Origin of the sequence: Bacillus sp. Marseille-Q1617, from assembly GCF_903645295.1 — a bacterium.
Classification (GTDB): Bacteria; Bacillota; Bacilli; order Bacillales; family Bacillaceae_B; genus Rossellomorea.
Genome location: NZ_CAHJXM010000003.1, coordinates 846,054 through 860,695 on the forward strand (window position 1 = coordinate 846,054; position 14,642 = coordinate 860,695).

9 protein-coding genes are annotated in these 14,642 nt (G+C 47.1%); 8 read left to right on the forward strand and 1 reads right to left on the reverse strand.

Annotated features, from left to right (window positions below):
• Positions 1–64: 64 nt before the first annotated feature.
• The 4 genes from HWX64_RS21615 (at position 65) to HWX64_RS21630 (ending at position 6,519) form a co-directional block, all read left to right on the forward strand.
• Positions 65–1,849, forward strand: a complete 1,785-nt coding sequence (locus HWX64_RS21615; RefSeq protein WP_175991537.1) for a sensor histidine kinase — start codon at positions 65–67, stop codon at positions 1,847–1,849.
• Entirely contained in the window at positions 1,839–3,374 is a 1,536-nt protein-coding gene (locus tag HWX64_RS21620) for a response regulator (protein WP_175991538.1), read from the forward strand. The genes HWX64_RS21615 and HWX64_RS21620 overlap by 11 nt, the downstream gene beginning before the upstream one ends.
• A gap of 21 nt (positions 3,375–3,395) precedes the next feature.
• A complete protein-coding gene (locus HWX64_RS21625; RefSeq protein ID WP_175991539.1) occupies positions 3,396–4,658 on the forward strand; it encodes an extracellular solute-binding protein in 1,263 nt (420 codons plus the stop codon).
• A gap of 181 nt (positions 4,659–4,839) precedes the next feature.
• Complete coding sequence (locus HWX64_RS21630; RefSeq protein WP_175991540.1) at positions 4,840–6,519, forward strand: alpha-glucosidase; 1,680 nt, start codon at positions 4,840–4,842, stop codon at positions 6,517–6,519.
• Between the two features lie 215 nt (positions 6,520–6,734).
• Here the strand turns inward: HWX64_RS21630 and HWX64_RS21635 are convergent, their stop codons facing one another.
• Positions 6,735–7,025, reverse strand: a complete 291-nt coding sequence (locus HWX64_RS21635) for a hypothetical protein (protein ID WP_175991541.1) — start codon at positions 7,023–7,025, stop codon at positions 6,735–6,737.
• 232 nt (positions 7,026–7,257) lie between these two features.
• On the opposite strand from HWX64_RS21635, the gene HWX64_RS21640 reads away from it, so the two are divergent.
• Genes HWX64_RS21640 through HWX64_RS21655 form a run of 4 tightly spaced genes read left to right on the forward strand, consistent with a single transcriptional unit; the run spans position 7,258 to position 14,528 of the window.
• Positions 7,258–8,325 (forward strand): Gfo/Idh/MocA family protein, encoded by a 1,068-nt coding sequence (locus HWX64_RS21640; protein WP_175991542.1) that lies wholly within the window; start codon positions 7,258–7,260, stop codon positions 8,323–8,325.
• A 13-nt stretch (positions 8,326–8,338) separates the two neighbouring features.
• Positions 8,339–9,469: a Gfo/Idh/MocA family protein gene (locus HWX64_RS21645; protein ID WP_175991543.1), complete on the forward strand. Its 1,131-nt coding sequence runs from the start codon at positions 8,339–8,341 to the stop codon at positions 9,467–9,469.
• On the forward strand, positions 9,466–10,182 hold the full coding sequence (locus HWX64_RS21650) for a ThuA domain-containing protein (protein ID WP_071616886.1): 717 nt from the start codon (positions 9,466–9,468) through the stop codon (positions 10,180–10,182). Before HWX64_RS21645 ends, HWX64_RS21650 begins: the two co-directional genes overlap by 4 nt.
• A 44-nt stretch (positions 10,183–10,226) precedes the next feature.
• The gene (locus HWX64_RS21655; protein ID WP_175991544.1) at positions 10,227–14,528 is read left to right on the forward strand and encodes a glycoside hydrolase family 66 protein; all 4,302 of its coding nucleotides are present in this window, start codon (positions 10,227–10,229) and stop codon (positions 14,526–14,528) included.
• Positions 14,529–14,642: the final 114 nt, after the last annotated feature.

A 14,642-nucleotide genomic window follows, 5' to 3' on the forward strand; every position in this document is an offset into this window, starting at 1 on the left:
ATTGCTCCCGTTTCCAAGGAGAGATATGATAGATAACAAGAGTAACGGAAAGAGGGATTAGCAGATGATACAGCTTCTACAGAAACGTCTGGCTGCAAAAGTCATTCTCACCATATTAGTCGTTTGCTTAATCCCGACAGTCTTCAATAGTGTGTTCTTCTACCGTTCTGCCTCGGACGTCGTAAAAGAAAATGTAAGGGAATCATCAAGACAGATTGCCAGACAGGCAGCGGAATCTCTGTCCTTTATCTTCTCCAACGGGAGTGATATGTCCGACCTGATCTATAGTAATGAACGAATACAGGAGATCGTGAAGGATGATTTGAAAAGCGGCTCCCCAGCCGCCGGGAAAGAAGAAAATCAAGAGTATATGACCTCCTATCTGAATTCAAATATTTATACGAGTTCATTCGTGAGGATCCTCTACGTATTGAAGCAAGAAGGGAAGAGCTGGGGGAGCGGGACATTTTCCCCCTATAAGCTCTCACAAGTGAACGTCGATGAGATGGACTGGGCCGAGGAAGCTGTTCGAAGAGACGGAGAGTTGGTCTGGGGTGGGCTTGAGTATGACCGGTTCAGCGGAGCCGGCGAAAACACCGATCTTGTCCTGCCAATCACCAGGGTGCTGAAAGACTTTGATACGATGGAGAACATCGCCTACGTCCAGGTCGGCCTGGACGGAAAGGCGATATTGGATAAAATCAACCAGATCAAGCTTGGGAAGACCGGCCATTTCTTTGTGGTGAATGAGCAGGCTGAAGTTGTGATTGATAATGATTTAGAGTCCCTTCATAAACCCGTTGAGAATAAGGAAATGCGGGACTATATCCTATCTCAAAAAAGGGAATTCGAATATGAAGAAGAGGATATCCCTTATTATGGCGTTACGGAACCAATCGGGAACGGCTGGCTGATTGTCGGCAGGGTGCCTACATCTGAAATCACCGGTGAAATCATTTCGATTCAAAAAATCATCATTGGTGCATCCGTCATTTTCGGAATATTGGCGATTCTCGTCGGGAGCTTTATTGCAAAGAAAGTGACCGATCCGGTTAAGATTTTGACGCAGCAGATGAAGCTTGTCGGTGAGGGGAACTTGAAAGTGCGTACGAGTGTGGATTCGAAGGATGAAATCGGGATGATGAGCTCCGAATTCAACCACATGATCAACCGGGTGGAAGAGCTGCTTGAGCAAGTGAAAGAAGAACAGCATCAGAAGCAGGAAGCCGTCCTTCGGGCGATCAAACATAGAATCAATCCTCACTTCCTTTTTAACACATTGAGTACGATCCGCTGGCTTGTCCAGTTCAAGCAGACGGAAAGAGCCAATACCGCGCTTACTGCATTATCGAAACTCCTCGAGGGGAATATGGGGAAAAGCGGGAATTTCATCTCCATCAAGGAAGAAGTGGAATTGGTCGAACAGTTCATGGTGATTCTGCAAATCAGGTATGAGCAAAAGTTCCATTTGGTCACGGATTTTGAAGAGGGCGTGGAAGACTGGGAAATCCCAAGGATGCTTCTGCAGCCGATTGTGGAAAACTCAATCTTTCACGGAATCGTGCCAACCGGAACGGAAGGGACCGTGTGGATCACCGGAAAGAATATCCCCGGCGGAATTCAAATCGAGATCAGGGATGATGGAGTCGGTGTTGAGCAGGATATGTTACAGCGGGTGCAAAGAACATCAGACGGGGACAACTCCTATGTGGGGATCGGATTAAGTCATGTGGCCGATTCCATCAGGCTTTATTTCGGTCCGGATTCGAAGATGGAAATCAGCAGCGGTGAAGGCACTTTGGTGAAGCTTGTATTGATGAAGAAAACCGGGGGTGATCATGGTGTATAACGTAATGATTGTGGATGATGAACCGATCATCCGCTTCGGCTTGAAATCCTCCATTGACTGGGAAGATAAAAATCTTCACTTGATCGGTGATTTTTCAAATGGAAAACAAGCGCTGGAGGCAATGGAAAGAACCGGCCATGTGGATATCCTGATCACCGATATCAAGATGCCTGTAATGGATGGCATCACCCTGATGAAGAAAGCGCTTCAGGTGAACCCTAAGCTTAAAGTGGTGCTGGTCAGCAGCTACAACGAATTTGAATATGTTCGGGAAGGCCTTACCCACGGGGCGGTTGATTATATCTTGAAACAGACACTGGAGCCTGAGCAATTTTCCAAGACCATCCATAAGTGTATAGACAAAATCCTCGAGGAGGAAAAAGTGACAGAGCGGCTTGATTATGCGGAACTGGCCAATAAGATTCACGAAAGGCGGAAGACGGAACAATCCATTAAGAGGATTCTCCTGCGAAAAGAACCGTTCCAAGCATCTGAACAAAGGATTGAAAATCTCCCCATGCCCCAGCTTTTACTACTTGGAAGCATTAAGGATCTTGACCGGCTTCAGGATGAATTTGGTTTCCTCTATAAAAACCTTATCATCGAAGAAATTCAGGAGCGTTTCTACAGAGAAACGGAAGACGGGTATTGCTTTCCGATAGGCGAAAACGAACTGATTTTCTTCTTGGGGAATACGGAAGAACCGCGGGATACCGTGAACAAGTTGAAGCAGAGGATTGAAAAGGAGACGGCGCTGAAGCTTGTGTTCAGCTATGCCGTGGTTACAGATCCGGGAAAATTGGTCGATGGATACCATCATGCTTTCCTGGCAGGCGAGCAGTATTTTTTCCAAAGTGATACGGTGATTTTTCCATATGAAAGAGGAAATGAAATGCATCAGAAGCCCCTGGGCCTTGAAGAGATAAAAGCCATGCTTCACAGGGAACATTCGCTTGAAAAGTTCCTTGAGGCGAGGTTTGCACGCTGGAAGGAAGAAGACATGCACCCTGACCTGATCAAGAAGGAAGCAGGGAATATCCTGAAGGCCCTTTACTGGAACAAGGTCGACCTAGGTGTGTTGATGGACTATATTTCAAGCATGGATTCTTCCGAAACTCTGGAAGAATTGACGGGACTCTTCCATGAAGCAAGGAATGAATGTGACATGTTTCTGGAATCGGAAAGCATGCATCCACATACGGATAATGAGCTGCTGGATAAGGCATTGGGCTATATCCATGAGCACTTTACACAAGAGATGACGCTGCAGCACGTCGCCGACCATATCCATATCAGCCGGAATTATTTCAGCATTCTGTTCAAACGCTTCATGGATATCAATTTCATCGATTACGTCATCGGCCTCCGAATCAATAAAGCAAAAGAACTCCTGAGCCACACTTCATTGAAGGTCTATGAAGTAGCCGGCGAATCAGGTTTCAATGATGTGAAGTACTTCAGTAAATTATTCAAGAAAATCACCGGACACTCGCCGGGGGATTACCGGACAGAGCATCACAAATAGATTTGGAAAGGGATTTCTCACATGTTTCGATTCCGGACAACCATCATACTTATCCTATTGCTGGTACTGAACGCCTGCGGAAATCAACACATCATCGACGATTCAAGGAAACTGAATGTATCTGATGAAAAAAGTGTGGAAGAAATAGAAGTCTGGCATACCTACAGCGATGAAGAAACGAGAATCTTTGAAAACGAGATCATTCCATTATTCGAAGAAAAGTATCCAGGGATCGATGTCAAATCCGTCAGGCAGCCGCATAGCAAGCAGCTGATGTCAGCGCTTATTTCGCGGGCCTCTGTCAACCGGACACCCGATGTCGTCCGGATGGATATTACCTGGATGCCTAAATTTGTCCACCTGGATTTACTCTATACAATCAGTGAGTTTGATGACTTTGACTTGGTCAAAACAAGATTCCTTGAAAATCCCCTTGAGTCGAACCGGTTCGGGGAGGATTATTACGGTCTGCCCCTGAACACGAATACAAAAGCAGCCATTTACAATAAAGAAGCGGTGGAAAAGCTTGGGCTGGATCAACTACCCCAAAAGATGGATGAATTGATCCAGATCGTAAAGGAAAATAATCTGAAAATCGGGATCAGTGACGTTTCCCCCTGGAACAGCCTCCCCTATTTTTACGGTTTGGGCGGGAAACTCATGAACGACGAGTATACGAAGGCAAGCGGCTATCTTGATAGCAAAGAGAGCATTAAAGCTTTTAAAGAGCTGTTGGATCTATATCAAAATGGAAACATCCCGTCCGAGGCACTCAGCGGTTATCCGGAGACGTGGCAGAATGTCGGCTCCGGGGATTATTTCATGATTGATGAAGGACCGTGGTTTTACAGCGTAAGGTCTGAAAACGACCTGGCCCTTGTCAATCAGCGAACGGTTTCAGGCGTATTTCCGAGTAACGGGGAGCAGGGATCGATCCTTGGCGGGGAGAATGCGGTCATCACGAAAGGGACGAAACACCCGAAAGCGTCCTGGACATTCATTAAGTGGATGACGACCGAAGAACCTCAGGGACTTTTGTTAAAAGCAGGCCTGCTCCCGACGAACAAACGGGTGGAACTCTCCAGTATTGCAGAAGAGTATCCTTACTATAAAAGTTATATCGAAAGCATCGACGAAGCCTTCTTAAGGCCGCCGGTTCCGCAGTGGGAAGAAATCAATACCATCCTGACAAATGCCTTCAGGAACATTTTCAGCGGTGAAGTCAGTGTGGAAGAAGGACTGAAGAAAGCGGCGGCTGATATAGACCGCCAGCTCTCATCATAGAAAGGCTGTTTTCTAAATGATTGTTGCTTTACGTCCATTAATCTAGTAGTGCACGTGCTCTATTCGAACTCCAGCTTAAATAAGGAATGGGCATACAACCCGAAAATACCCAAGTTCCGGTATTTTCTTGCGTGTAAAGAACAAAGGTTGCGAAAAGAGCCTCATAGAAAGGAAGAGGGAAATGGAGAAGAAATGGTGGAAAGAAAGCGTCGTCTATCAAATTTATCCGAGAAGCTTCAAAGACAGTAACGGAGACGGGATCGGTGATTTGCAAGGAATCATCAGCAAGCTTGATTATCTAAAGGAACTGGGAGTCGGTGTTATCTGGCTGTCCCCCGTCTATGAATCCCCGAATGATGATAATGGATATGATATCAGCGATTATAAAGCGATCATGGACGAATTCGGGACGATGGAAGACTGGGAAGAATTATTGGAAGGCCTGCACAAAAGAGGGATGAAGCTGATGATGGATCTTGTGGTCAATCATTCATCGGATGAACATGCATGGTTCATCGAATCCCGGAAATCGAAAGACAATCCTTACAGGGATTATTACATCTGGCGTCCCGGCAAGGACGGAAATGAACCAAACAACTGGACTTCCTTCTTCAGCGGGTCGGCATGGCAATATGACGAGGCGACGGAAGAATATTTCCTGCATCTATTCAGTAAAAAGCAGCCTGACCTTAACTGGGAAAATCCTGTACTGAGAAATGAAATCTACGACATGATGAAATGGTGGCTGGATAAAGGGGTCGACGGATTCCGGATGGATGTCATCAACCTGATCTCAAAAGAGGACGGCCTCCCGAGTACACCTGGCGGAAAGAAATATGACTGGGGCGGGGATTATTTTATGAACGGACCCCGTGTACATGAGTATCTGCAGGAAATGAACAGGGAAGTGCTTTCGAAATACAATATGATGACGGTCGGAGAATGCCCGGGTGCGTCCCCGGAGGATGCTGCCCGGTATGCCAATGAAGAAGGCACCGAGCTGAACATGATCTTTACCTTTGAACATATGGACCTCGATTCCGGTCCCGGCGGGAAGTGGGACGTCAAGGATTGGACGCTGGCTGATCTCAAGGATGTGATGACCAAATGGCAGAAGGATCTTGAAGGCAAGGGATGGAACAGCCTCTACCTTAACAATCACGATCAGCCAAGAATGGTATCGAGATTCGGAAACGACCAGGAATACCGCGTTGAGTCGGCTAAGATGCTTGCCACCTTCCTTCACATGATGCAGGGGACACCTTACATCTATCAAGGGGAAGAATTGGGCATGACCAATGTGAAATTCGACTCCCTGGAAGAGTACAACGATATCGAAATTCACAATATGTACCGTGAAAAAGTGACAGAAGGCGGAGAGGATCACGATAAGATCATGGAAGCCATTTACCTTAAGGGACGGGACAACGCAAGAACCCCGATGCAGTGGGATGACACTGAACACGCCGGGTTCACGACCGGGACACCGTGGCTGAAAGTCAATCCAAACTACAAGGAAATCAATGCGGAGAATGCGCTGAAAGACCCGTCATCCATCTTCTACTACTACAAGGAATTGAACCGCCTTCGCAAAGAGCATGATATTATCGTCTATGGCACGTACGACCTTATCCTTGAGGATAATCCACAGATCTATGCCTACACACGTTCCTTAGGGGAAGAAAAACTGGTCATCATGTGCAACTTCACGGAGGAACAAGCGACATTTACATTGCCCGAAGATATCCAGTATGAATCGGCTTCCCTCTTGATCGGCAATTATGGCGAAGGGACGGGAGAAGAGCGTATAGAAGGACTTCAGTTGAGGCCGTATGAAGCGAGAGTTTATAGATTGAATTAATAATGGGAAAAAGGCGGGCGGGTACAGGTTCTGTTTGAAATTATACACTTTGGATTAACAAACAAAATGTTTGAGCTATTCGCTGCGCAAACAATGTTATTTGCATATGAAAGCGGTCAGAGGTTAATGTCCCACTGACCGTTTTTTTTAGCTGGCATTATTTGAATAAGAAGACGGCAAGACAGTTCCTCTTCGGACGAGTTATGGGTCTCTGTCTAAAACAAATCGGGTCTTCTCTGTGAAAAGTAATACGGACGACTTTCTATAAAATCAATCGCTTTATAATCACTTAAGGTTTCAGTTTTCTCTTCTTCAAATCGTTCATTTTCCTTACCGTCAAAGAATTTGCCTGTAGTAATCTTCGTAACCTCAATAGTACCACCGGATACACTCATTTCTAATTGATAACTATTTTTACTGTAACCATCACTGTATGGTTGATACGTATGACTAATACCATCAAATTCTCCTGCTTTAAGGGCAGCTAAAACTTCTTCTCTTTTCAATTGACCATTCCTTTCTGACACAAGTGCGTCAATTATAACGTGCTAACACCAATTTTATATATATTTTCATTTCTTGATCAAAATTCATATTTTTAAAGCTTTTAATTTTCATACTGAAAGAGTGTTTTATATACACAAGTGAGTGTCATAAGTTAAGCGCTTTCATTCTAGCTATTTTACTGTCCGAAGGTTCTCTTTACAATAGGAAGTAAGAAGGGGAGGGGGAACGAAATTGACAAAAAATCAATCAATCAGGGTCGGCCTGATCGGACTTGGCGGAATGGCCAATGCACACCGGAAGATGATTTCTGAACTGGAGCGGATTCAATTGAGCGCTCTATGCGATGTGAACGATGAACTCCTGCATAAGGTGGGAGATGAAGAGGGAATCGGGAAAGAGAAGCGGTTCAATGAAATGGAGGTGCTCATCCAGGATCCAAATGTTGATGCTGTAATTTCGATTGTGCCGAATGATCTGCATGCGAACGTATTGGAACTGTGCATCCGGCATCAGAAACCAATCATGGCAGAAAAGCCATTCACCTTGAATTTCAAGGAAGCGGAATATCTGGCGGAACTCTATGAGAAGACACCGATTCCCTGCATGGTCGGGTTTTCTTACCGTTATATACCGGCTTTCCGATATGCGAAGAAATTGCTTCAAGAAAATAAGATCGGCACCCTGCGGCATATGGAGGTCCGCTATCTTCAATCGTTCGGTGCGCCGATCTTTGATGTCCCGTATTTATGGCGGTTCAATAAGACGGTTACCGGGACCGGGGCCCTCGGAGATCTCGGTGCCCATATGATTGACAGTGCAAGATTCCTTGTCGGGGAATTCAAATCAGTCTCTGCGTTAATGAGCACCTTTGTACCTGAACGCAGGGATCCGGCAAGCGGCAGTATGCGAAAAGTAGAAGTGGATGATTACGCCAGTTTCCTAGCCGAGCTTGAGAACGATGTAGTGGGCACATTCCTGACTACCAGAAATGCAATCGGGTCCGGGAATCAGCATGAAGTGACATTGTACGGGGATATCGGGTCGATATACGTGAATTGTGAAAAACCTGATGAAGTCCTGCTTAGTTTAGTGGATGCCAAGGAGCTTCAAACATCGAAAGAGGTCCTGGAAGTTCCGACGGGCTACAGACGACAACAGCTGGAGGATTTCATCGCTTTAGTGACTGGACAGGAGCAAGAAGGGATCCCTGACTTTCATGATGGCTATCGAAATCAAAAAGTGCTGGAGCGCATCATCGAGTCAGCTGAAAAGGGCCAGTCAGTAAACATAGACGAATAGAAAGGAGATATGTATGAGTGATCAAAAAGTAAAGATTGCCGTCGCAGGAGCCGGTTCATTCACGGACCTGTGGTATCTTCCTATTTTGAAGAAACTTCCCTCCGTCATCCTCAAGGCAATCTGCAGTCAAAATGGAACCAATGCAGACAGGCTGGCTGCCAAATACGGCATACCGTCAAGCTGCCGGTCCTACAGGGAAATGCTTGAAGAAGACATTGACGGCATCTGCATAGTGACCCCGAACGTCAGCCATCACGAGATTGCCTTGCTGGCAGCAGAAAAGCAAATCCATGTCATGTGCGAAAAGCCGCTGGCAATGGAGGCTCGGCAAGCAAAGGCGATGTGGGAAGCGGCAGAACGAAACAACATCATCCATGGAGTGAATTTTACGTATCGAGAGAACCCTGCCGTCGTCCGGTTGAAGGAACTGATTGAGGGTGGGTTGATAGGTAAAGTCTATGAAGGCAAATTTGAATATTCGGGTGATTACGGATTATCTGGACCGCCCGGATGGCGCGGCACGAGTTCTGTGGGAGGAAGAGGCGGTGTTCTCGCTGACTTGGGTTCCCATCTCATAGACGCAGTCCACTATATCCTTGGTGAAAACATCGAGCATGTATCGGCTTCCCTTTCGTATTTGGAAGGCGGCAGTATGAAAAGGGCGGCCGACTTGGAAGATAAAGACCGTTCTGCGGATTCCGCCTTCTTCCAAGCTTCGTTTCCATCAGGAATCCAGGGATCCTTTTATACCAGCTGGGTTTCAACCCAGGGGGACCGGAACCAGACAATCGATTTGATGGTGAAAGGCGGGAAAGGGGCTCTGCAGCTCCTCTCCAGCGAATTGGGAATCAGGTTGAGGTACGCACCGGTAAACGGTCCCTGGGAGGATATAAAACTAGCAAACATATATCCGTGGGATGATGCGGCCGAGCCATCCGAAGAACGATTCCGTCCATGGCGTTTTACTGAAAAGAACGAAATTTGGAAGTGGGTGGACGCCATAAACGAAAAGAAAGAACTGGACAGGCCGACATTCAGGGATGGTTACGTCGTACAGCGGGTGATCGATTCCGTTCTCTTATCCGATCAATTGAGAAAAGAAGTAGCCGTAAAAGAACTTGAAAAAATGGAGGAATCACAATGATCAGAGTGACAATCTGGAATGAATATCGACATGAACAAACGAATCCGGCTGTACAGGAGATCTATCCTGCCGGCATCCATCAGGCGCTTGCCGGTTTCCTGCAGGAAGAGTTCGAAGTGAAGACAGCAACGCTTGATGAAGCGGAGCACGGGCTAACGGACAACATCCTCAATGAAACCGATGTGCTGATCTGGTGGGGACATATCGCCCATGATGAAGTAAGTGACCACATTGTAGAGAAAGTGAAGGAACGGATCCTTGATGGGATGGGATTCATCCCGCTGCACTCCGCCCATAATTCTAAAGTCTTCAAGGTGCTGATGGGCACCAGGACGGGCGAACTGAAGTGGCGTGAAGCCGATGACAAAGAAAGGCTTTGGGTTGTGGAGGAAGGTCATCCGATCGTGAACGGCATCCCGGAAGTCATCGAACTCGAGAATGAAGAAATGTACGGCGAGCGTTTCGGCATCCCGAAGCCTGACGAGCTCATTTTCATCAGCTGGTTCTCGGGTGGAGAGGTGTTCAGGAGCGGCTGTACATACCGGCGCGGAAGAGGGAAAATCTTTTACTTCAGACCGGGACATGAAACCTATCCGACGTATTATCACAAAGACATTCAGCAGGTGATCAGGAATGCGGTGCTGTGGGCAAGTCCTGAACAGGGTTCCCCTGAGCTGAAACTGGGGAATGTCCAGCCGCTCGAAAGCAGGTAAATACGGCAGGGTTCAGTCCCTGCCAATACATGAGGAGGAAGGAAATGAATATCAATCGAAAATTGAAACTGCCTCTGGCCGGCCTGGTTGCCTTCAACCTTGCCCTGACACCATTCACGCTGCCCCAAGATGCTGCAGCCAAAGACAATCAAAAAGAGACCGTGCAAAAAGCCCAAAGCAAAAAAAATCTCCCGGCAGAACCGATCTCTGCATTCCTTGTAGACAAATCGAGGTATAATCCCGGTGAAAAAGTGAAGCTCTCCCTCTTATTCAACACCGAAAAAGAGTGGAAAGGCGATCTCCGACTAGAAGTCTATCATCTCAATGAAAAAGTCGCGGAGGGCAGCAAGAAGATCCACGTGAAAAACGGCCTGAAAGGGATAGAGGTGGATTGGACACCGCCGTCAGATGATTTTAAAGGATATCTAGTAAAAGCCTCATTCAAGGGATCCGACCAAATCGTCACGGCAGCCATCGATGTCTCAAGTGACTGGACCCAGTATCCCCGTTATGGTTATGCAACCGAATTCCCTCAAGAAACAACAGCCGAAAGTGAAAAGAAGATGAAGCAGCTGACCCAGGAGTATTATTTGAATGGATTCCAATTCTATGATTGGATGTGGCGCCATGATGTATCCGTCTACTCGAAGACCGACAGTGAAGGGAACCCCGTACTTGATGAAGACGGAAACTTCATCACTGAAGATATCGATAAAGACACGGCTTATAATGATCTGCTCGGACGCAAGCTTTATCCGATCACGGTGAAGCAGCAGATCGATGCAGCGCAGAAATACAATGCGGCAGCCATGGCTTATCAAATGAACTATGCCGCAAGGGAAAACTATGAAGCTTTCGGGGTGAAGAAGGAATGGGGACTGTATAAGAAGAATGCTAGTTTCCCGGACCCTTCTTTAAGCGACCAGGAAGGATTCTATTTCGACTGGGTGAACCCGCCGACCGGACTCTACCTCCAGGACCCGGGGAACACCGAATGGCAGGAATACATCAACCGGGAGTTTGTGAGGGGTGTAAATGAATTCGGCTTCGACGGGATGCACCTCGATCAGTGGGGATTCCATGACAACGATTATCTTTATGACTATGAAGGCAATAAACGCCACTTCTCGAAAGACTATGATTCTCTTATCAACTCGGTAAAGGGCTCACTGACCGACAACGATAAATCCAAGAACTTTGTCACCTTCAATATGGTCGGGGGCAACGACGGATATAGTGACGTGCCGCGGCCGTCTACACAGACCGACTTTGACTACAGCGAAATCTGGCAGGATAAAGATCACTACCGCGACTTACTGAAGGTAGTGGAAGAAACAAGGGAAACGAACGGCGGGAAAGCAGTCGTCATTGCCGGATACATGAACTACAAGCAGGCGACCGGCGAGCATTACAACGTCGCGGATGTAGAGGGAGTGCCGAGGTCCGAACATTTCATCTCCCGGATTCAGAAGATGCCTGGATGGGTAGGGGATTTCGGGATGAAAGATGAAGACCAAATCATCTGGAAGGTCGATGCACCAGAGTCCGGCACCTATACGGTGGACCTTAAGTACGGCCATGACAACGGGGAAAGCCCTGTCGGGAAAATCCACGTGAATGACGCTCTCGTAAAAGACGCGATTCCATTCAGTGAGAAGACCGGCTGGGGGAACCCGGTTGCGGAAACAAGCCTTACAGCCGATCTGCAAGAAGGGGAAAACGAGATCAAGCTGTCACTGAACACAAATAATTTATGGCTTAACGTAGACAGTCTCGTCCTTAAAAAAGAAGACTATGAGAAAGAGTATGAAGCAGAGGATGCTGAACTGATCAGCAGTAAAGTTGATAAGCATGGCCATGTATACAATTTTGAGACGGATGGCGATTTCATTGAATTCACCGTCGATGCCGCCGAAGCCGGAACGTATCCGGTCAGCTTCCAGTACGGAGTGGAAAGTACAGCGGTCAGCCGCCATCTGTATGTAAATGGAGAACTGGCGAGCGATTCCATTCAACTGGATCCGACAGGCGGTTGGGAATCATTTCAATCCACGGAAGAGACCGCAGTCAAGCTCAAAGCGGGAGAGAACAAGATCAAACTGAAAGCCGACGGCGTCAATGATACAGGTGCTAAAATCGACTATCTCTCTGTAGGGGAGGACCGTTATCAGGCAGAGAAAGCCAAAGTCGGCTGGGAACCATCACAGGAACCTCTCGTAAAAGCGGATGACGCCGGAGTGACGGACTTCAAACAGCAGGGAGACTTCATTTCCTTCCCGATGAATGCCGGGGAATCGAAAGAAACGGCTATTTCAGTCAGATATCAAAATCCTGGAGAAGAAACGAAACGCAGCATCTTTGTTAATGGAAAGAAGGCAGGTATTATGACGCTGCCACCAACTGCAGAAAGTCAATGGGGAACAGCGGAAGTATCCATCTATCTGTACAACGGGGGAAATAAGATTTCCATCCAGATGGAAGAAGAAACTGAAGAAACAGGCATAGCCATCGATAAGATCGAATCTGGATCTCAAGTAATAGAAGCTGAAGAAGCGGAACTTGGCTGGCTTCCGGTCGTTTCAAGGACAAGCGAAGTATCGGTCGACCCTGGCTATACGAATAACTTCGGAAACAAAGGCCAGCGTGTCCTGTTCAACGTCAACAATAAGGAAGAAACCGATACACTCAGCTTCAAATACAGGACGGCGAATAACCCTCATATCAACATCTATGTGGACGGAGAGCTGATTCCTTCCAATAATCAATATGTGGACGGCAAGACGGTTTCCGAAACGGTGTTCTCAAGCACCCCGGGAGGCTGGGACGGAGCCATGGTGGAGAAGACCATCAACGCCAAGGTACCGCCTGGAGAGCATGAAGTGATCTTCGAAATGGCTTCAAACGGGGAATACATCAATCTCGACAGTATGAATGCAGGCGGCGTGGAGTATCAGGTGGAAGAAGCCGATTTTGCCCCTGAAGGCCATGGGATCACCACCACTACAGGGCATATCTATGACTTCAAGGATGAAGGCGACTTCCTGAACTTTGCCGTCGAAGTGCCTGAAGCCGGTTCATATGACTTGAAATGGAGATACAACAATGATTCAGCTTCAAAACGAGAGGCTCAACGTGCAGTCTTTGTCAACAAAGAGAAAGCGGGCGAGGTCGTATTTTCATCTTCGAATGGATGGGAAGATCTTGAGATGAAGAATATTCAGCTGGAAGAAGGCCGGAACATCATCAGGATGGAAGTCCAGGATATAGATGATGACGGCGTCAAGCTGGATTATCTTCAAATAGGAAATCAACGGATACATGCAGAAACGGCAGACAGTCTATCCCCGATGCACATCTATAAGGATACACTGCTGAACTTTGGTCATACGGGCGATGAAGTGACCTTCGACGTCGATGTCGCTGAAAAAGGGGAAACAAGTTTCATCTTCACGTATGCCAACGCCGGAAGCGACACGGAGCGAACCATCTATGTCGACGGCGAGCCTGTCCTTGATGAGAACGGCAAGCCCTACAAAGTCGTCTTTAAAAGCACCGGCAATATCGATTCATACAGCGAAGACGGATATGTCGTACTGCCTGAGCTGTCGGCAGGAAAGCATGAAATCACACTGAAGCAGGAAGAAGGACAACAAGGAACGATCCACCTGCGCCGTATGACCATCGGATTATTCGACGAACCTTCCGTCCGCCTGATGGACGCAGGCCTCGCCGCAATGGGTGCGACGCATATCGAAATCGGCACTGCCGAAAAATTCGAGGAAGGGCCGAACATGCTGGCCCACGAATACTACCCGAACCGCAGCAAGAAAATGAGCGGATCACTCAAAGAATCAATGAAAGATTACTACAAATTCTTCGCCGCCTATGAAAACATTCTGTACGACAGCACCCAGACAGATACCCAAATAAAAGTCGAGAAGGACGGAAAAGAAGTCAACGTGAGTGACAACGGGGAGCAAAACAGCATTTGGTCAATCGTCAGGAATAACAAGGACAATAAAGGTTTTGAGGACTATGAGGTCGTTCATCTTATCAATCTCTTAAACAACGACTCTAATTGGAGAAACGCGGCTGCCAAGCCTGAAACTCAAAAAGAACTGACGGTCAGATACCCGATCGGGCAGTCAGCTGAAGAACTCCCGGAACTGAAAGTCTATGCAGCAAGCCCTGACAAACGAGAAGGGATAATGGAGGAACTTAAGTACAGCTGGGATCAGGAAGAATTGGTCATCACTGTACCGAGCCTGGAGTATTGGGAGATCCTTGTGATTGATCGTGATGGGGTAGAGGGAGAAAAAACGTCGAAGATTAAGATTAAGAAGTAACAGCTTTGGTGGAATATTGTAAAAGAAAGCAGCAGCTTATTGGTGTAAGCTGCTGCTTTCTTTCTTGGCTAACTTAATAACTTCTTTCACATCGGCACCTCTATAAATAGAAGT

Excerpts from the sequence above, each read along its gene's own strand:
- HWX64_RS21615 (WP_175991537.1), top strand. The coding sequence starts at position 65 with ATGATACAGCTTCTACAGAAACGTCTGGCTGCAAAAGTCATTCTCACC.
- HWX64_RS21630 (WP_175991540.1), top strand. The coding sequence starts at position 4,840 with ATGGAGAAGAAATGGTGGAAAGAAAGCGTCGTCTATCAAATTTATCCG.
- HWX64_RS21620 (WP_175991538.1), top strand. The coding sequence starts at position 1,839 with ATGGTGTATAACGTAATGATTGTGGATGATGAACCGATCATCCGCTTC.
- HWX64_RS21645 (WP_175991543.1), top strand. The coding sequence starts at position 8,339 with ATGAGTGATCAAAAAGTAAAGATTGCCGTCGCAGGAGCCGGTTCATTC.
- HWX64_RS21625 (WP_175991539.1), top strand. The coding sequence starts at position 3,396 with ATGTTTCGATTCCGGACAACCATCATACTTATCCTATTGCTGGTACTG.
- HWX64_RS21655 (WP_175991544.1), top strand. The coding sequence starts at position 10,227 with ATGAATATCAATCGAAAATTGAAACTGCCTCTGGCCGGCCTGGTTGCC.
- HWX64_RS21650 (WP_071616886.1), top strand. The coding sequence starts at position 9,466 with ATGATCAGAGTGACAATCTGGAATGAATATCGACATGAACAAACGAAT.